Annotated in this window: 13 protein-coding genes; 11 read left to right on the forward strand and 2 right to left on the reverse strand. The window is 38.9% G+C overall.

Features of this window, described 5'->3' with window-relative positions:
• The first annotated feature begins 175 nt into the window (after positions 1-175).
• The 9 genes from ARA78_RS11865 to ARA78_RS11905 all read left to right on the forward strand — a co-directional run bounded on the left by ARA78_RS11865 (position 176) and on the right by ARA78_RS11905 (position 13,007).
• Positions 176-586 carry a hypothetical protein gene (locus ARA78_RS11865; protein ID WP_156329474.1) on the forward strand — a complete coding sequence of 137 codons (411 nt, stop codon included), beginning with the start codon at positions 176-178 and terminating at the stop codon, positions 584-586.
• Positions 587-968: 382 nt separating this feature from the next.
• Positions 969-1,769 carry a hypothetical protein gene (locus tag ARA78_RS11870; RefSeq protein ID WP_055280569.1) on the forward strand — a complete coding sequence of 267 codons (801 nt, stop codon included), beginning with the start codon at positions 969-971 and terminating at the stop codon, positions 1,767-1,769.
• 373 nt (positions 1,770-2,142) lie between these two features.
• Positions 2,143-3,162, forward strand: a complete 1,020-nt coding sequence (locus ARA78_RS14115) for a hypothetical protein (protein WP_055280570.1) — start codon at positions 2,143-2,145, stop codon at positions 3,160-3,162.
• A gap of 31 nt (positions 3,163-3,193) precedes the next feature.
• Positions 3,194-5,512 (forward strand): restriction endonuclease, encoded by a 2,319-nt coding sequence (locus ARA78_RS11880; protein ID WP_055280571.1) that lies wholly within the window; start codon positions 3,194-3,196, stop codon positions 5,510-5,512.
• Positions 5,513-5,916: 404 nt separating this feature from the next.
• The gene (locus ARA78_RS11885) at positions 5,917-7,257 is read left to right on the forward strand and encodes a PIN-like domain-containing protein (RefSeq protein ID WP_207641804.1); all 1,341 of its coding nucleotides are present in this window, start codon (positions 5,917-5,919) and stop codon (positions 7,255-7,257) included.
• A 161-nt stretch (positions 7,258-7,418) separates the two neighbouring features.
• Positions 7,419-9,320 carry an AAA family ATPase gene (locus tag ARA78_RS11890; protein ID WP_055280573.1) on the forward strand — a complete coding sequence of 634 codons (1,902 nt, stop codon included), beginning with the start codon at positions 7,419-7,421 and terminating at the stop codon, positions 9,318-9,320.
• Positions 9,313-10,269 (forward strand): HNH endonuclease, encoded by a 957-nt coding sequence (locus tag ARA78_RS11895; RefSeq protein ID WP_055280574.1) that lies wholly within the window; start codon positions 9,313-9,315, stop codon positions 10,267-10,269. The genes ARA78_RS11890 and ARA78_RS11895 overlap by 8 nt, the downstream gene beginning before the upstream one ends.
• Positions 10,270-10,286: 17 nt before the next feature.
• Positions 10,287-11,966, forward strand: a complete 1,680-nt coding sequence (locus ARA78_RS11900) for an ATP-dependent nuclease (RefSeq protein ID WP_055280575.1) — start codon at positions 10,287-10,289, stop codon at positions 11,964-11,966.
• Between the two features lie 120 nt (positions 11,967-12,086).
• On the forward strand, positions 12,087-13,007 hold the full coding sequence (locus tag ARA78_RS11905; RefSeq protein ID WP_055223542.1) for a hypothetical protein: 921 nt from the start codon (positions 12,087-12,089) through the stop codon (positions 13,005-13,007).
• Between the two features lie 99 nt (positions 13,008-13,106).
• Here ARA78_RS11905 and ARA78_RS11910 read toward each other — a convergent pair whose 3' ends face one another.
• Complete coding sequence (locus ARA78_RS11910) at positions 13,107-14,588, reverse strand: nucleotide sugar dehydrogenase (protein WP_022215939.1); 1,482 nt, start codon at positions 14,586-14,588, stop codon at positions 13,107-13,109.
• A gap of 209 nt (positions 14,589-14,797) precedes the next feature.
• On the reverse strand, positions 14,798-15,901 hold the full coding sequence (locus tag ARA78_RS11915; RefSeq protein ID WP_055280576.1) for an endonuclease/exonuclease/phosphatase family protein: 1,104 nt from the start codon (positions 15,899-15,901) through the stop codon (positions 14,798-14,800).
• A 232-nt stretch (positions 15,902-16,133) separates the two neighbouring features.
• Here ARA78_RS11915 and ARA78_RS11920 point away from each other — a divergent pair, with 232 nt between their 5' ends.
• Both ARA78_RS11920 and ARA78_RS11925 read left to right on the forward strand, forming a co-directional pair.
• Positions 16,134-16,706 (forward strand): VanZ family protein, encoded by a 573-nt coding sequence (locus tag ARA78_RS11920; protein ID WP_055280577.1) that lies wholly within the window; start codon positions 16,134-16,136, stop codon positions 16,704-16,706.
• A 3-nt stretch (positions 16,707-16,709) separates the two neighbouring features.
• Positions 16,710-18,188, forward strand: coding sequence for a C69 family dipeptidase (locus tag ARA78_RS11925; protein ID WP_055280578.1), 1,479 nt, complete (start codon positions 16,710-16,712; stop codon positions 18,186-18,188).
• The last annotated feature ends 3 nt before the right edge of the window (positions 18,189-18,191 follow it).

The following is an 18,191-nucleotide window of genomic DNA, read 5'->3' on the forward strand; positions in this document are numbered from 1 at the left end:
TACAATTCAACACACATCATTTTAAACTCATAACTATAACGCATAAAAATACCCTCCTTACTGGTTGTCCAGTAAAGAGGGTACATATCAGATTGACTCGTCATGTTTCTTTTCTATACTTGAAACATATTCAAGAGAAAGATTAAAAGATCTTGTAAATGAGTATAATAATCAGATGCCAAAATTAAGAGAAGTGTTAATTAAGATGGCACCTACTCAAAAAGAGTTTCAGAATAAAAGAAAAGAAAGATATGTATATACAACAGCTGAACTTCATAATAAAATAAAAAATATACAGCAGAATATACAAATAGGAATATATCAGGCAAATAGCGAGAAAATGTGTGCTGCTGATTTTCATCAAGTAGCGCATTTCCTATACAAAATAGGCTTTATAACCGGAAGAAAAAGAAATGAAACGGAGATAATTGAAAGAGTGTATTATGATGAGGATAAGTATTTGCTGTTAGCAAATGTTGGTGATAGAGGATATTCTTGGGAAATACATCCAGCGTATAGAGGTGCGCTTGCTAATGGTACTAATGATAATTGGGAATTAACATTTGATGTTGACGATGAAGCATAATGTAAAAAATAATATGTATTAATGATTAGATTAGTGCATAATTTATTTTTGCGATATAGAGGCCAGAAATGCGTCGAGATTTAGAGTTTGAATTGTAAAGTTAATGATTCAAAAAATAGTGGGGAAAATTATTTCCTAAAAACTGATATTCTAGAAAAAATAACAAATGCAGAGAGTATAAGGACTCTCTGCATTTGCTATTTTATGTTGTTACAAGGAAATGCTTTAGAGTAGCAAAAAGAAAATAAAATATGGTTTAAAGGTACAAATCTAAAAAATATGACTAAAAAATAAAAAACGTTAAAAGAAATATTGACAGTACAGTAATCAATGTTATAATTGTAGACAAATGAAAGCGCTTTAACAAAAGGAGGTGAGTTGTTTGAATATTGCATCTAAGGTTTTGCCAGAAGAGTTAGAAAAAATGGTAAAATATCTAAAAGAAAAGGATGGCATAAGTAGTATAACAGAAATCCAGCAAGTAGGCGTTCTAAAAAATGCGGATGAAATCAAACTGGATTCACTGGCTATGTGTAAGGTTATCGAAAAAGAAAACAGTGAAATTCTTTTAACGGTTATTGGAAATGAACTTGCAAGTGCAACGGCCGGATCGGAAAAACAACTGGTATATTGTAGAATTCTGGATGCCATACAGCCGTATAAGGATATTATGGATATTATTATGGAAGAAGAATATAATAATATAACTTTATCTGTGGATGACGTATCAAGTTTATGGCAGAATTCGTTATACGAAGATTTAGCTGATGATAGTTTGCAGAGCCTAAAAGAAAAGGCCATTTCATTTTTCAGAATTTGCGGTGAAGCTGGAATAGGAAAGCTTTATTTAGGAAGACGCGGACTGCAAACAAGATTCACATTTGATAGGGATGATACAATAAATAAAATGGATATAATACATCAAGATGTTTATAATCAAGGGGAGGAGATATACTGTAATATGATTGATAATAAAATTGAAGAAGATAGAATAAGAGATAGAGAAAATGACACAGAGGATGAAAAAATAATTGAAGATGTTGTGACTTTGACAGTTCCATATATTGATGGACGTAAGGCACGCATATCTGTACCAAAGGATTCGAATGCGGATGAAGTGAAGTATGTATCAGATATGTTCAATTTATTTCTGACGAGACTGTTTGGTATGGGAAACAATTAAAGGTACTAACAAAGATTTAAATAGATTTAGACAGCGTTATATATGAAAAAGGACCAAAGCTGCAACTTCGGCCCCTACTATGACCAAATAAATGATCAAAAACATACAAATCTAATTTATCATTTATTTAAATCTAAATCAACCCCAAATTTAAATTGAAAAAATTAAATAAAGCGGTTTCATTGAGAAATTTGATAGAAATAGGTGTTATTACTAAAAATAATAACGCCTAGTAATTCAAAAAAACGTGTAGTATGAGTATTTATCAAACAAATAAGATTATGTAACATATATTTACAATATTTAAATATATACATATACGAAATTATGACAAAGGAGAAGTGTGTGATTATAAACCGCATACAGAAGGTTTATGAACAATGATATAAGAAAAAATATAAATATAAAACTATACCATAAGATATTTAAAGCTGATCCAAATTTATCAATATATCTTGAGAATCCAGATCCGCTTAAAAACTATGCTGAGGAATTGCTAAACCATTTAACGCATGCTGGCGACAAGGAAGACCTTCATCAGGCAAAGGTAGATATTTTAAGAGATTATAGTGACATATATAATTTTGATGTGACAGATGCAGAGTTTCCTGAACCGACAGGCTATTTCGTTGATGCAGAAGAGAAAAGAGCTTTTGTAGAAAAAAGAATTTTACTACATGATATAGTTCTGTATTTAGGTAGTATATATAAAAAATATCACAAGAAAATATATGATACCCATGGTATGTTTCCTGAAATCCAGCTGAAAAATATGGCCATAGATTATACTGAAATATATCAGAAAGCAGTGGAAGACTATAAAAATGCAATTGTCAATGGGATACCTCATGCGGTGACGGCTTCATTTGTGTTGCCATCCCTGATTGAGCGCGGCTTAACACTAGCTTTGCAAAGCAGAATGCTATATAAATGTATTTGCGGATTGCCTGATATAAGCCATTTAAAGGAAGAGGGAATGATTGATGCAGAGGAGGAGAAATATATTGACATTTTTATTCATAATACAGAGGGATTTTGCTTTGATGCCAGGGAAGAGCATGTAATGGGGAAGATGTACACTCTCTTTGTTCGTCAGGGAGTATTGGAAGAGTCGGCAGAAAATGAGATGGTTTTGACGGGAGTGGGACATAGAAATAGAAGTGGAAGAAAAGTTACACGAACTCTGGGAGCATTGCTAAAAAGCGATTTTGCGAAAAGTGAGATTTTGTCTGAGTATATGGAACTCATGGATAATATATTTGTGAAGTTAAATATCAGAAACAGTATTATGCACGGCATTGGGGAAACATTTGATTACTTGAATATTGGACTAGTGTCTATAATGTTCCAGTTGTTATGGGATATTGGATCGTGCGAGATATTTAAGAATTGAATATACAATAGAGTTTTATTGGAGACAAAAGATGTTTAATTATAAAAACTTGTGTGACTACGAATTTGAAATATTGTGCAAAGATATAATGCAGAAGAAGCTGGGTGTTCCACTTCAGATATTTGCGAGAGGCCGGGATGGTGGCATTGATATAACTGATGATACTGTGAGCAAGAATATTGTTATACAGGTCAAGCATTATATCAACAGCAGATACAGTGATCTTATATCAAGCCTGAAGAAGGAGGTTTCTAAGGTTGCCGAGCTGAAACTGGAGAAATACTATGTGTGCTGTGCATTGGAGCTCACCCCTGTAAATAAGACGGAGATTTTCAATTTGTTTGCAGAATACATGGAGGGTTCATGTAATATATTGTCGTTGAATGATATAGATGAGTATCTGCAGGATCCGGCAAATATGGATATAGTGCGCAAGCATTACAAATTGTGGCTTGAATCTACAAATATATTGGCAGAGATTAATAGCAGGGATATTTTCATAGATTGCGAAACGCTTCTATACAACATAGAAGAGGAGCAGAGAGAATTTGTTGAAACATCGAGTTACAGACAGTGTATAGATGTTCTTGAGCGTAATCGTTTGTTGATGATCCTTGGAATGCCGGGAACTGGAAAGACCATGACGACCAAGATGCTTGCTTTGTATTACGCAGCACTGGGTTACCGGATTATTTATACGACAAATGGGGATCTGCAGAGCATAAAGAAAGCTTTGTCAGTTGATAAGGAATCTAAAGAGATTATTCTGTTGGATAACTGCCTTGGACAGTATTACTTCAGAATGAAGGACACCCAGGAAAATGAACTCATGTCTCTGATCAAATATGTGCTGATGCATAAGAACAAGAAACTTATCATGAACTCCAGAGTGACAATATTTCAGCATGCAAAGGATTCTTACATAGAGCTGAACAGTTTTATAGACATGGAGAAAGTGCGGCTCCAGTATATTGATATGGATTCTATGACCATCGAAGATAAGGGCAGGATATTCAAGAATCATTTGTATTTCAGAAATATACTATCGTATCATTATGCTCAGATCCTAAAAAATAATAATTATCGCTGGATAGTCAAACATAGGAATTATACACCGCGTATCATAGAGTATGTTACGCGGCAAAATGTATCCAACAAGATTGCTGCTGGCGAATATTGTGAATTTATAAGGAGATGCCTGGATAATCCTACTGAAATCTGGAGAGATGAGTTTAACAACAGGCTCAAGGCAGAAGACAGGATTTTCCTTACCTCACTGTTTTCGTTGACGGAAGTTGGTGTGGAGGACAAGGTACTGCGCAGAGTATTCAATGCTCGTATTACGAAAAGAACTGATATAGACACAACCCGAAATGTGTGGGAAACAGTATTGAAGCGGATGGAGGGAACATTTGTCAAGATCATAGAGAACAAAGGCGTGCGGCAAATTGGAGCTATCAACCCATCTGTAAATGATTTTTTGAAGAATTATCTGGACGAGAATGAACCTGAGGTTGAAGAAATCGGGAGAAACGCCACGGAATATATTCAGATTGTCAGAGGATTCGGCCCGGACATAGTGGATATTGTTAGATCTGGAGATGCAAGTAAATACAATTTCAAAAGCGATGTTGAAAGGCAGCTTGTCATATTGTCGAATATATGTGAGCGGGGTATATGCATGGAGCAATACAGAGATATTGTCAGGACATTTGTGGAGTCTTTGCCATATGCGTTTTATAACAAAGCAAGTACATTTACTGTACTGCCTTCTTTGCTTTCAGAGCCGCTGGCATCATATTATGGTACACGTGAACATTTGTCGTCAGAGGCGTTGGATGACCTGCTGGATTCGATGGATTTTGACGATTTTTGTGTATTTGAAGAAAATCTGAAGAATAATGGACTGGAACTGTGCGGATTAGTGTCAAGGGATGTTATCGTGGAAAAGTTGGACAAGGCTGTGCAGGATTACATAGATGGATATGACAGATTGGAAAGTTATACAAATCAGGATATGTATGAACTTTTCAATGAGAACATGGTATACAACGGAATGTATCATGAAGTTGATGTAGATAAGGTTGTCAATATTTTGGCGGATTGTGTGCGGAATGATATATATGACGATGTGACAGATAAATTGGCGGTATTCCCTCGTGCGATAACAGATGACATTGACTTATCCAGATATGATATCTGGGCGGATGCTGGTGAGATTGAGAGTTATGTGTGCGATGTGCTGGCTGATCCTGGTGACAGAGATTATGGCGACATTTATGATGGTGATAGTTCTTATTCGGGGCATTTGGATGGGATGGATGAGCTGGATTTTATATTTGCGGAGTGATACAGCAGCTGCATAAAAACTCATTTCAACAAATTGGTAATGGTGTAGAAAAATAAAATATTAAATAAGAAAGTTAAAAAGGAACTCAAATTTTGAGTTCCTTTTTTGCGTTGTTGAATGATTTTTTTAGTTGATCTCAATAAACTAAAAAATGCTGGAAAAAATAATTAACTATTTTAGGAAAATTGATAGTTGAAAAATACATTTGATAATACACACAATATATAATAAAACTATTGATAGTAATATATAATATGCTAATATAATAAATATATGATTGCTAACAAAGGAGGATATAAGGTGTTACAGTTTGAATTAGGATTATATATTTCAATATGTTTGATATAATAATTTTTAGAAAATAATTTCTGCTAAAAACACTTGTAGTGTAAACCTTATTACTTATGAACGGAGGAAAAATGATAAAATTTGATGATGTATGGAGAGATGGTATTGTATCTTTTGATACATGTAGCTTAGGAAGAATGTATGAGTGGGAATCGAAATATGCTGTAAATATTAAGGATGCGTTATCTTACCTTTTGAGAGTCGGGAAACTATGGGAATCAGAAATAAATATACAGGAATTTTCTAAACAAAGAAATGCAATAAAAGAAAGCATATATGAACAGAAGTACATAAAAGGAATTTTTAATAATTTGAAAAAAAGACCTATTCCATGGGACAAAATTAAAGGCACATTGAATAGATGGGAGAAAAATGGATTTTCAGAAGAATTCAGGCAACTGATAGATGAAATCTATGGTAACAAAGTGATTACGGAAGCACAGTATAATAATATTGTGGAAAAATCTAAATCAAACACATATGATTTAGATTTTGAAGATTTGTTTGATGAGATTCTTGTTCCAGATGAAGTAGTTTTGACTACGGATGAAAAGAGTGAGTTAATACATAGATACGATTCAGGAGTAATGTGCCCTGGGGCAGAAGATTATAAAAAAAAGAATGGTAATAAATATAATGACTTGTATATATGGAAATTGTTACAGAAGAAATCTGAACAAGAACAGAAGGATATGATTTTTGTTACTGCAGATACAGCTAAGGGTGATTGGTTTTTTGAAGGAAAGCCTCATTTAAAATATTTGCAGGAATTTAAAGAGAATACAGAACATGAGATAATAATTTTATCGCTTACTGATTTTTGGAAAGAATGTAAGAGGTATTTAGACATGTCAGTTGAACAATTTATTGAGATATCGTCAATAAAAGATCAGCTTGAAGAAAAATATGATGTATTCAATCAGGAAGAACTATTTAAAGCAGTAGGAACATTTTTATATGAGTCTGACGAAATAAAACCAAAGTTGGAGGATATAGTAGATTGTTGTGTAGATGAGCCTGAGTTGAATGAATTGATAGGCGCTACTATTACTGATATAGACATGGAGTACTATGATGAAGAAAACGTATACTTGACAGTATATTTACAAATAGAGACGAGCTTTGAAGCGTGTAATCATACTGCTGGAGAAGATTGGTCAGCTGGTAGTGCGACTATGATATTACTAGTTAGTGTATTAGCGGATGTACCAGTAATATGGGAATCGGATGATACTGAAAGATTGGTACTTAAAGATGAAATTTATGTTAATGAGATTGCAGATATCAAAGTACTTAGGATTGATGAGGGTGTATATGAAGACGACTATGAATGTGACGAAGAGTGTGAATTTGGGGAAGATGAAGGAAATTATGAGTCTGACGATGAGTATTTTTGAAAGAATTTGATAGTAGGTGTATTTTACAGTTGATGTAATATGAAAGAGTTAAGCCACACCGAATTTGATGTATGCAAGTCCATTACTAATAACTATGTACCAAATCACAATAAACATATAGAGCATGTTTATCATTTTTGTAAACGGGTCAGGGGGATAAAATGGAGATACTTTATGTATGGTTTAATAAGGCGGCATCTGGAGTTCTGGATAAAACAGGCGTGAACCTATCACCAAAATATAGTTTCGATGTTAGATATGATGGTTTGTATCTTGGGTTGTACCTGAGAGAGTGGAAAGGTGTAGAGAATATATTTAGAAATGATGTAATAGAGAATGTAACTGCCATAGTTGGGAAAAATGGAACGGGAAAAACCTCGATATTGAAAGCACTACAGTTGCTTACCTGTGGGACAGTAAGAGAAAATACATCAGCTAAAGACAAACACTATTATGAGGAAAGATTGCAACGATCGTATCGTATTATTGTGTTACGGGATGACATAGGAAAAATAAAAATATATCATAATCTTAAGTTGTTCAGAAATAATACTGAGTTTGAAGTTGTTGATGTGACAAAGGATGGTTTATATGGGAATATCCTGAGAAATTGTACAGATTTTTCTGATATTACAAAAGTATATATTACAAATAGTTCATTTGGTTCTGCTGGGGGGATGGGATATGCATTTTCAAAGGTAGAAGATATTACACTAACTCCATCCACAATTGATAACATTGCAGCTATTTATTATGATCAGTTGTATTCTCAGAGTACTCATATTTATAGAATAAATAAGGAATATATAGATTCTGTGATGGAGAGAAATACAAATGGGAAAAAGGATTTTTATAGTTTAGGCGATATACTGTATATTAAGCGTTTATTTGATATAGGAAAAGCTTCAGAGTATATTGGAAACTTCAGAAATGATATATTGATATCATCTTGTTTTAAAAATCCTTATATGGAAACTTATTCTGATGATTTCGATAATGATACAGATCACTTAGAATTAGATATAGCCATATATAAAATAGAGAAATCGCTACCTGAGTGGCCTGGCGGCACGTTAATAAAATATATGTATGCACATCTATTGTTAGAAATAATGATGTACTATGGTTTGTCGTATATAGATGATATGGATTATATTCCATACAATTATGCACTTCAATTGATAAATCATTTTAGTGAGGGTGATTCTTATATAGAACAGGCGCTGAAAGGGATTAATGACTTAGAAACGATAGTAAAACAGTATACAACAATATCGGATGATGGATATAAAACATTATTTTGCTATCGGGATAATCCGGTTGGATATAGGCGATTTGTAGATTATATATTTGAGTGTTTTTATCAGGGATCAGGATTTGTCCTTACATATCTAAATATTGAGATAGGTGGAATGTCTTCAGGCGAACGGGCATTTCAAAATATATTTACATGGTTAAATCTGATACCGATGTTTTCAAGAATATATAAAAATTATAATGTCAGTCTGAGAGGAACGGTACTTTTATTAATTGATGAACTGGATTTATATCTGCATCCGGATTGGCAGACTATATTTATGAAGAAGTTGTTGGCAGAAATTCGGAGTCAATTCCCAAAGTATAAGGTTCAGATCGTATTTGCGACACATTCTCCTCTCTGTATTTCGGACATCCCCCGGGAGAATATAGTATATTTGCAGGATATGAAAGATGGTAGGATATCGATAGATAAAAGAGAGAATCATCAGCAATCCTTTGGACGAGACGTATTTACAATTTTAAATGATACGTTTTATTTGAACAAGCACACTATGGGAGCTTTTGCTGAGCAGTACATAAACGATATTATAAGTGAAATTGATAATTGTAATGGGGATATGTATTCATATAGAAGAAATCGCATATATGAATCTATAAATATGATTGGAGATCCAATATTGAAGGCGGCGGTTCTTAATAAATATTTTGAGTGTTTTGGCGGCAGTGAATTAAATAATCTTAGAATTAGAAAGAGACAGATAGAGGAACGGATAGCAGTGCTGGAGAGAAGAGATAGTGATTAATTTGGAATTCTGTAATAAATATGGCGAGGAGGAACGTCGGGAAATTGTCCACGAGTTTGCTGATCTGAATCTGAGAAATAGGAAAAAGTTGGATGATTTGGATGCATGGTGTGAGGATTATCTCAGTAAGATTGATAGCAAATTTATAAGCTATAGGGCTGTCGTAGAGGCAACACCGGATGAATTGGAACGTATAAAGGATAGTCTGGATAAAAAAACATATATTCAGCTTATAACAGATAAATTATATGATGATGTGATAGATGATGATGGAAACAGGATAATGGAATCGCCCGGTTCTCTATACAAAAAGAGAGGGAATTCGTATGTAATTGATACTCTATATAAGAATATGAGACCGGAGGCAAAGAAGCTGCTGTTAAAAATGTTGGACACAAGAGTATGTCCATATTGTAATCGAAATTATGTTTTTTCGAGAGAAAAAGTTACTACGTGTCAGTTGGATCATTTCTATCCCAAGAGTAGATACACCATACTTGCAGCGTCGTTTTACAATTTGATTCCATGTTGTTCAACCTGCAATATGAAAAAGAAAGGTGCGATATTTAAGATAAATCCTCATGATACATCAAATAAAACCGACGATATACTAAGGTTTTCATATGATATATCAAATGCGGACTATTTGGTAAATGCAGACTCAATAGACGTGAAGGCGGAAAGTTTGGATGTCCGATATACGGATCAGTTAAGTGTATTGGAATTGAATGATATTTATAAGATGCATAATATTGATGTTCACGATGTCCTTGTAAAAAGAAAGATTTTTTCAGAACAGTATATAGATATGTTGAGACGTACATTCCCTGGAGTTTTTCAAACAACAACATCCGTTGAAGAGTTATTATATGGTATAACATTAATTGATAACGAGATGGGCAAGCGACCTTTAACAAAACTGATAAGGGACGTTATGAAGCAGATATAATTAGGAGAGAAAACTCTATGTACAAAGGAATAAGATTCAAAGGCTACAAAGCCTTCACCGCCGACACATACACAGAACTTGACAACCTTCCACGTGTGTCGGTGATAATCGGCAAGAACAACAGCGGAAAATCAAGCGTCATTGACGTGGTGGGGATGATGTATGACAGGACATATGCCATCAGGGAACAGATCACATCCTGCGCAGATGAGATCATTGCGGAGATACCGATCACCAGGGATATGTGTGACAGATTGCTCAGCGGGTATACATCGCTCAAGGGGTATACAAGCGGAACTCTTTGGAGCGCATCAAGCGGCCGTTCGATAGGCTACAAGGTGAAGCCAGAGGACAGTGGCGGATATATAGTGGAGTGGAATGCTAGACTGCCTCTATGGAATACTTCATATGCAAATGGAGTGGGAGTTGATATAGGTAATGAGAGGGACAGATATGTATTCAGACACGTTGCTGCGGAGCGCAATATTGTTCCCGAGGAGGAAGAGAAGCTTGGTGAGACTCTGGAGGATCTGTCCAGCACTGGCAGTGGTGCAAGCAACATTATTAGGGCATTTCTGAACAATAGCAGTTACGATGAGACGATAATTGAGGACACTCTTCTAAAAGCGGTAAATGAGATTATGAGTCCGGAGGCTGTATTTGAGAGCATAAGGGTGCAGCAGGTACAGGATGGATATGGGAATATCCGGTGGGAGGTGTTTCTCAAGGAAAAGGGCATGAGCAGGTGCCCTTTGTCACGCATGGGAAGTGGGCTTAAGACGATCATTCTGGTGCTGCTAAATCTGCTGGTTATACCGGAACTGGATGAGTATAAGGATAAGAAGATGGTTTATGGTTTTGAGGAGCTTGAGAATAATCTTCACCCTGCCATGCAGAGGAAACTGTTTGAGTATATATATGAATTTGCTGAAAAGAATGATGTTCAGGTGTTCATCACGACCCATTCCCATGTGGCGATAAATGCATTCTACGACAAGGACGATGCGGGGATATTTCATGTGTACAAGCAGGACGGAAGAGCATTTGTCAAAAGGATAGAATCGTATCTGGATAAGACTCGGATACTGGATGATCTGGACGTTAAGGCGAGTGATCTTCTTCAGTCAAATGGAATCATATGGGTGGAAGGACCATCAGACAGAGTGTACATAAAGCGCTGGCTGGACTTGTATTTCCCGGATCGATTTGTGGAGGGAGTGCATTATCAGTTCCTGTATTATGGCGGAAGGTTACTGTCGCAGTATTCGGCTGAGGAAGTGACGGAACTCATAAGTGTGATCAAGACAAATAGAAATGCTGTCATTGTAATGGACAGTGATAAGCGAGGCAGAAATGCACGGCTGAATGATACCAAGAGGAGAATAATTCAGGAATTTGATGATCTTGGGATGATGACATGGGTTACTAAGGGCAAGGAGATAGAAAATTACATCCCAAAGGAAGTTATAGAGAAAGCTCTGGGAATCAGTTTGAAGAAGCAGTGTGAACAGTATGAGTTGTTTCCTGGTTACATAGAGCCATATTACAGAGGTTTTGTCGGCCAAAAGGTTAAGTTTGCAAGGAGCGTTGTGGGGCATATGACTTTGGAAAACATGGCTGGTATGCTGGATGTGAAGAATCAAGTTACGGAACTCGGCAAGCGGATCTCTGATTGGAATGGCGGGCCCTCTCACTGATAAAAATGCTCCTTGAAATACCTCACCCGCTTCTATATAATTAAGATATATTTGTTACGGAAAATGGACTATTCAGCCCGGTTTTACAGGGCTGAAGTTCAATACCAGGGAGGAATTACTATGAGGTTGGTTACAAGATCGGATTTTGATGGACTTGCGTGTGGCGCACTGCTGAAAGAAGCGGGAATTATTGATCATTGGAAGTTTGCGCATCCGAAGGATCTTCAGGACGGACTGATTGAGGTTACGGAGGATGACTGCCTTGCAAATGTGCCATTTGTTGAGGGCTGCGGACTTTGGTTCGATCATCATTCAAGTGAGCATGAGAGATTGGCGCTTGAGGGGAAATACAAGGGGGAGAGTCGTATAACTCCATCGTGCGCTAGAATAATCTATGAGTATTATGGAGGCAGAGAGAGATTTCCGCAGTTTGACGATATGATGGAGGCTGTTGATAAGGTTGATTCAGGTAATCTTACCATCGATGAGGTACAGAATCCAAAGGGATGGATACTTATTGGATTCCTGATGGATCCTAGAACCGGACTTGGAAGATTCAGAAATTTCACCATATCAAACTATCAGCTCATGGAGAAGCTTATAGATGCATGTCGTACCATGACCACTGATGAGATACTTGCCATGCCGGATATACAGGAAAGAATAGTTCTGTATAATGAGCAGACAGAGAAGTTCAAGGAGATGGTCAAGGCACATACCATAGTGGACGGTAATCTTATCATAAGCGATCTTCGCGGAGTGGATCCGATATACACCGGCAATCGTTTCATGATATACAGTATGTATCCTGAACAGAATGTGTCAGCGTGGATAGTAAGCGGACGTGGTGGACAGGGATGTTCGGCAGCAGTTGGATACAGTATCCTGAACCGCACAGCGACCATGGATGTTGGAAGCCTTATGCTCAAGTATGGTGGCGGTGGACACAGGAAGGTTGGTACATGTCAGTTCAAGGATGACGAGATGGATACAAGACTTCCTCAGATGCTTGAGGAGCTCAAGGCTCAGGCTAATTCATAAGAAATATTGACAAAAAATAACCGAATGATACAAGTTTTAATTCGTATCATTCGGTTATTTTTTATGTTATAAAAATGTTCTTAAAGGTCTTCTTGAAGATTAGTCTCTCTGGAACAGATCTCTTGTGTATACCTTGTCTTTGATGTCGTCGAGGCATGAATTGTACCTGTTGGCGATGACAGCGTCGGACATGGATTTGAATTTGTCTAGGTCATTTACAACTTTGCTTCCGAAGAATGTGGTTCCGTCTTCAAGGGTTGGCTCGTATACAACGACGGTTGCGCCCTTGGCTTTGATACGCTTCATGACACCCTGTATACTGCTCTGGCGGAAGTTGTCGGAGTTGCTCTTCATCGTCAGTCTGTATACACCTATGACACATTCCTTCTCCTGGGCTGCTGAGTAATCACCGTTATTGTTGTAGTCGTAGTAGCCTGCGATGGAGAGAACGCGGTCTGCGATGAAGTCCTTTCTCGTTCTGTTGCTCTCAACGATGGCGCTCATCATATTCTGAGGCACGTCGTTGTAGTTGGCAAGGAGCTGCTTTGTATCCTTTGGCAGACAGTATCCGCCGTATCCAAATGATGGGTTGTTGTAGTGTGTTCCGATTCTTGGGTCGAGACATACGCCGTTTATGATGTCCTGTGTGTTAAGTCCCTTCATCTCTGCGTATGTGTCAAGCTCGTTGAAGTAGGACACGCGGAGTGCGAGATAGGTATTTGCAAATAACTTTACAGCCTCAGCTTCAGTGAAGCCCATGAACAGAGTGTCTATATCTTCCTTGAGGGCACCCTCCTGAAGCAGTGCGGCAAATGTATGGGATGCCTTAACTATCTTCTCGTCATTCTTGTCTGTGCTGACAATTATCCTTGATGGATAGAGGTTGTCGTACAGTGCCTTTGATTCACGAAGAAACTCTGGGCTGAAAATGATATTTGACGTGTTGTATTTCTTCCTTACGGACTCGGTATATCCAACTGGTATAGTTGATTTGATGACCATGATGGCATCCGGGTTGACCTTGAGGACGAGCTCGATAACGGCCTCAACGGCTGATGTGTCGAAATAGTTCTTGTTGCTGTCGTAGTTTGTCGGAGCAGCTATGATTACGAAATCTGCATCCTTGTATGCTGATTTGCCATCGAGAGTTGCTGTGAGATCAAGCTCCTTCTCGGCGAGATATTTCTCAATATAGTCGTCCTGTATAGGGGATTTCTTGTTGTTGATGAGATCAACCTTTTCAGGGATGATGTCAACTGCCGTTACATGGTTGTGCTGTGCCAGCAGGGTCGCAATGGACAGACCAACGTAACCGGTTCCTGCCACTGCAATGTTCAGTGGGGATGGAGACTCGAGCTTGTGTGCACCAGCATTGATGAACATTTCTGTGAGATCGAAGTTCAAAACCTCTGACAAACTTTCGAGCTGCTCTATAGAAGGAACAAAATCCTTCTGCTCTATTCTGGAAATGAGTGCTCTGTTGATACCGGTTGCATCGGCGAGCTGAGCCTGGGTCATACCCTTTTCTTTTCTTCCGTTCATGACAGTGTCGGCGAGACGTGACTGTGATAATTTCTTCATGATCAAAATTCCTTTCTCTGATGAGTATTCTCTATTATTCTTAGAAGTATTATTCAAAACTAGCAACAAATGTTAATATTTATAACATTTACAATGCCATAATACATGTAAAAACGGCATAAATCAAGAGAAAAATGTATTTTAAACATAAAATTATACATAATTAATGTTAATTAAAATAACATGCATAAAACAACTGAAAATATAGTTTATTTCAACGCAACATCGAGTCTTATCGGATTGTGATCGCTGTTTTTAAAATCCAGATCTATGGTCTCTGTGGAGTTGATCTGCAAATTGCTCGATACTATGAATCCGTCGATGACATAATATTGGAAACTCTCGTGGTCGCTTCCTTCGTATGGTTTGTCCAGGGATCGGCATGTCGGAGCTGAGGAATCGGTGCTGCAGGTGAAGGAATCTCCAAATTCAGATACATCTATGCTTCCTGGTGCCCACAGGTCAGCGGACTGCTGAGGGTATGCGGACAGATCCACATTTGAAAAAGTCTGGTTGAAGTCGCCTCCTGCGATAACGTAGTTCCCTGCTGCAGCCTCATTTTGGAGAATGTCGGCTAGCATCCTGGTCTGGGCGGCTTTGCCCTCGCCTGAGTCATAAGCCTCCAGGTGGAGATTTACTATGACGAGTTCGTGTTCACTTCCGGCAATCGGTATTCTGGACACGATCAGGCATCTTTTCAGGTTGCACAGTCTGATCGGGTAGGAAAATGGACATGGAAGCTGTATTCTTTCTGCATCCGATACTTCAAATGAGCTGAGAGTCATTATTCCTGATGTCACTCTGCCGATCGGTGGAAGTGGATATGGAACCATGAGTGTTTTGTAGTTGTAGGCGTATGAGCTTGTGTATGACGGCAGCTTTTCCCTCAAAATATCGGCTTCGTTTATCTTGTGGCTTCTGGATGATCGTTCATCGACCTCCTGGAGAAGAAAGATGTCAGCGGCAAGTGAATTCAGCTCTGATGTGATGGCCTCCATATTGTCGTTTACCTGCTTGGCTGTGGAAGTGTACACACTGTCTCCTCCGTCCATGAAAAAGTCAGCATTTGCGCCGAGGGATCCGTAGCCGAGATTCCATGTCACGATGGATATGGAGTCGCCGACAGATGGTGAAAGTTTGGCTGAGCCGGTTGTATTTTTGCCAAATGTGCTTCCGGATGTGACCTCAAGGGATTCGGAATCGTCTGGCTTGTATTCTGTTATAGTGAGAACTCCTACAAATATTATGGCGGCCGCAAGGATCACGCCGAGGACGATACATGTTATTTTTAGAATTTTTTTTGCTATTATCATGTTGGATATTTCCTGTTCTATATTTGTTCAGCCCGTCCAAATGGTTAGTTGGACTGACATGTAAAGTATATCAGACGCGGTGTATGTAAACAATGTGTAAAATGACACATGTTGGGAATCGTGGTATAATGTAGCACGCTGATGCGTGCGCAGGTCATCGCGCTTGCGCACGATGATATATGATATAATGAGCAGCAAGACATAGTATAGTAGAAATTATTGAGGGGAATGTATGTTTGAACTTATTATAAAAGATATAATGGAGGTCGCGGGCTACCTTCCGATAGGGATTCTATGCGGATGCATAGCAGTCGTGGTTTATCTCGTGTATACAGTGAGTCCTGCAGGGAAAAAGGTTAGTGCCGGAGGTCGCGTGAGAAAGTCGATAGTGTGGTTTCTGCTGGTGGTGTATCTGGTGGTGATGGCAGTTACTGTGTTCCTGTCCAGAGAGCCGGGCTCAAGGCAAGGCATTGACATGACGCTGTTTCAGACGTGGGGAGTGACGCCCCAGGAGCACGCATTTGTCATAGAAAATATATTGCTCTTTGTGCCGTTCGGCGTGCTTTTTCCGCTGGCGGTGGCTGGAAGTAAGAATGGCGATGGCAGGGTGGTAGACAGGTTGTCCAAATGTACTGTACTGTTTGGATTTCTATGCAGTGTCTGCATAGAGACGGTTCAGCTTATAACGGAGCGCGGTTACTGCCAGCTCGATGATGTAGTTATGAATACCCTAGGAAGCCTTGCGGGATATATTATATTTTTAATTATAAAAAAGATGAAAAATATTAAAAAAATGGAGGAATAGATCATGCCATGTACAACAATATTGGTAGGAAAAAATGCGTCTTATGACGGTTCAACAATAATAGCGAGAAATGACGATTCTGGTGCCGGTTCGTACACGCCGAAGAAATATGTGGTTGTGAAGCCGGAGGAGCAGCCAAGAATATACAAGTCGGAGATATCCCATGTGGAGATTGAACTTCCGGATGATCCGATGCGTTACACCTGTGTTCCAAATGCGCTGGCGGGCGAAGGAATCTGGGCGGCAAGCGGAGTGAATTCTGCAAATGTGGCTATGACGGCGACGGAGACCATAACCTCAAATCCAAGAGTGCTCGGCGCGGATCCACTGGTGTGCTATGAGCCTGCGGAGGGAGATAAGCCTGAGAAGACTGGAGGTATCGGCGAGGAGGATATAGTCAGCATTACACTTCCATATATAAAGAGCGCAAGAGAGGGCGTGAAGAGACTTGGCAGCCTGCTTGAACGATATGGAACCTATGAGATGAACGGAATTGCATTTCAGGATGTAGACGAGATCTGGTGGCTTGAGACCATCGGAGGACATCATTGGATCGCGAGAAAAGTTCCTGATGATGTGTATGTTGTCATGCCAAACCAGTTTGGTATGGACGAATTTGATATGGCAGACGCAATGGGAGCGCAGAGCGAGTTCATGTGCTCGGCAGATCTTCCAGCATTTATAGAAAAGTATCATCTGAACGTGGAGAATATGGAGGACACGATCTGTCCACGGAATATATTCGGCAGCCACGACGATGCGGATCACGTGTACAACACCCCGAGGGCATGGTTCATGGAGCGGACGCTCAACCCGAATTCGGCAGTCTGGGACGGACCGGATGCGGACTTTACGCCGGTTTCGGATGACATTCCATGGTGCATGATACCAGAGAAGAAGATAACCATGGAGGATGTGAAGTATGTGCTTTCTTCGCATTATCAGGGAACTCCGTATGATCCGTACGGCAATTACGGCGACAATAAGATGCGCGGGGCATATAGATCGATAGGTGTGAACAGGACGGATTTCATGTCGGCGATCCAGATGAGACCATATGTTGGAGAGGATATCTGCGCTGTACAGTGGATAGCATTTGCATCGAATGCATTCAATGTCATGGTTCCTTTCTATGCAAATGTAGACACGACTCCTGAGTATCTGGCAAATACAGGGGCGGATGCTTCCACGGACAACTTCTACTGGACCAGCCGCATGATCGCAGCGATGGCGGATGCATCTTATGCGAAGTCGGTGTTCCATATCGAAAGGTACGAGGAGAAAGTCATGTCCAAGGCACATGAGATAATATGCAGATATGATGATATTATGAATGAACAGCCATTGGGCGAGAAACTCCGCCAACAGGCCAACCAGGAGACCACAGACATGGTGAGACGTGAGGCAAATGCAACCCTTGGCAGGGTCCTCTATGAACTCAGCAATCAGATGAAGAACTCGTATTCAAGATCTGATGCGTAGTAG

Source organism: Coprococcus eutactus, from assembly GCF_001404675.1.
Classification (GTDB): domain Bacteria; phylum Bacillota; class Clostridia; order Lachnospirales; family Lachnospiraceae; genus Coprococcus; species Coprococcus aceti.

What these genes read in the sequence shown, in the direction of transcription:
- ARA78_RS11865 (WP_156329474.1), top strand. Translation starts at nt 176, where the DNA reads ATGCCAAAATTAAGAGAAGTGTTAATTAAGATGGCACCTACTCAAAAA.
- ARA78_RS14115 (WP_055280570.1), top strand. Translation starts at nt 2,143, where the DNA reads ATGAACAATGATATAAGAAAAAATATAAATATAAAACTATACCATAAG.
- ARA78_RS11880 (WP_055280571.1), top strand. Translation starts at nt 3,194, where the DNA reads ATGTTTAATTATAAAAACTTGTGTGACTACGAATTTGAAATATTGTGC.
- ARA78_RS11885 (WP_207641804.1), top strand. Translation starts at nt 5,917, where the DNA reads ATGAACGGAGGAAAAATGATAAAATTTGATGATGTATGGAGAGATGGT.
- ARA78_RS11890 (WP_055280573.1), top strand. Translation starts at nt 7,419, where the DNA reads ATGGAGATACTTTATGTATGGTTTAATAAGGCGGCATCTGGAGTTCTG.
- ARA78_RS11900 (WP_055280575.1), top strand. Translation starts at nt 10,287, where the DNA reads ATGTACAAAGGAATAAGATTCAAAGGCTACAAAGCCTTCACCGCCGAC.
- ARA78_RS11905 (WP_055223542.1), top strand. Translation starts at nt 12,087, where the DNA reads ATGAGGTTGGTTACAAGATCGGATTTTGATGGACTTGCGTGTGGCGCA.
- ARA78_RS11910 (WP_022215939.1), bottom strand. Translation starts at nt 14,588, where the DNA reads ATGAAGAAATTATCACAGTCACGTCTCGCCGACACTGTCATGAACGGA.
- ARA78_RS11915 (WP_055280576.1), bottom strand. Translation starts at nt 15,901, where the DNA reads ATGATAATAGCAAAAAAAATTCTAAAAATAACATGTATCGTCCTCGGC.
- ARA78_RS11920 (WP_055280577.1), top strand. Translation starts at nt 16,134, where the DNA reads ATGTTTGAACTTATTATAAAAGATATAATGGAGGTCGCGGGCTACCTT.
- ARA78_RS11925 (WP_055280578.1), top strand. Translation starts at nt 16,710, where the DNA reads ATGCCATGTACAACAATATTGGTAGGAAAAAATGCGTCTTATGACGGT.